1 protein-coding gene and 1 pseudogene are annotated in these 965 nt (G+C 60.6%); both read right to left on the reverse strand.

Going from position 1 to position 965, the window contains the following annotated elements; all coding sequences use genetic code 11:
* Positions 1-418 (reverse strand): FHA domain-containing protein (locus tag VTU_RS25825; RefSeq protein WP_010101627.1); only part of this gene is annotated, 418 nt, incomplete at its 3' end.
* Between the two features lie 59 nt (positions 419-477).
* A pseudogene (locus VTU_RS32540) lies at positions 478-965 on the reverse strand (hypothetical protein); the annotation flags it as partial.

The following is a 965-nucleotide window of genomic DNA, read 5'->3' on the forward strand; positions in this document are numbered from 1 at the left end:
ATTCGAGCGCGCGCAGGGAGGGGTCCTGCTCGATCGCGGGCGATGGTGACGGTGTGGCGTCGGCGCCGGGCGCAGGGTCCCTGGATTCGGCGCTGTCGTGCCGTGCGGGCGCCGGTGCCGGTGCTGATGCATGGCCGAGCACGCGCAGTCGAAAGGGGCCGATGCCGATGGTGTCGCTGGCCTGCAATGGCCCGTACTGCGCGTCGATGCGCTGGCCATTGACGAGCACGCCGCCAAAGCTGCCGCCATCGTCGAGCAGCACGCCCGCCGGGGTTTGGAACAGATGCGCATGCTCTTTGCCGACGCGCCAGTTGTCCAGCCGCAACTCGCAGTGCACGCTCTTGCCGATGGAGCATGTATCCGGCACCTGCATGCGCTGCTGCTGGCCGTCAGGGTGGGTGATTTCCAGATCGATCATGGGGAAGTTGCATTTCCGTTGGCAAGGACCTGTGGGGCGTGGGATGGGGCGCAGTCGGGTTACATGGACCTATTGGGCAGGGCCATTTTGTGAACCAATGCGGTCATATCGCTTTCAGAAGTCAGGCCCATAAACACCTTGGCGTCACCTTGCCGCGTGCGGTAGAGAAGCATCGGGGTTCCGCCACCCAGAGTAATCCACAGCGCTTCTGCGGAATTCAGAGCGGAACGCTCCGCCCGGGTGGGTTGCACACCGGGTATTCCGCCCAGGCGCTGCTGCCGGTTGTAATTGGAAAAATTGAGTTGCAAATCTTTCTTTCGGCCACCACGCAGGCATGCCGCACTCTTGTCGAGACTGCTTTTCGAAAGATACGCAACGGGTATCCAGACGGACGGAAGATCATGAAATGGCTTGCCGTCAATCGGTATTGACCACAATTGGGCGCAGTAGGGACAGTTTGGATCAAAGAACACATACAGCGAGGGATTTGTCATTCCGGATTGCGTGGGTATCCCGCGCAAAGCCTGGACCTGATTCCATACCTGAT

The organism is Verminephrobacter aporrectodeae subsp. tuberculatae At4 (assembly GCF_000193225.1).
GTDB classification, from domain to species: Bacteria; Pseudomonadota; Gammaproteobacteria; order Burkholderiales; family Burkholderiaceae_C; genus Acidovorax; species Acidovorax aporrectodeae.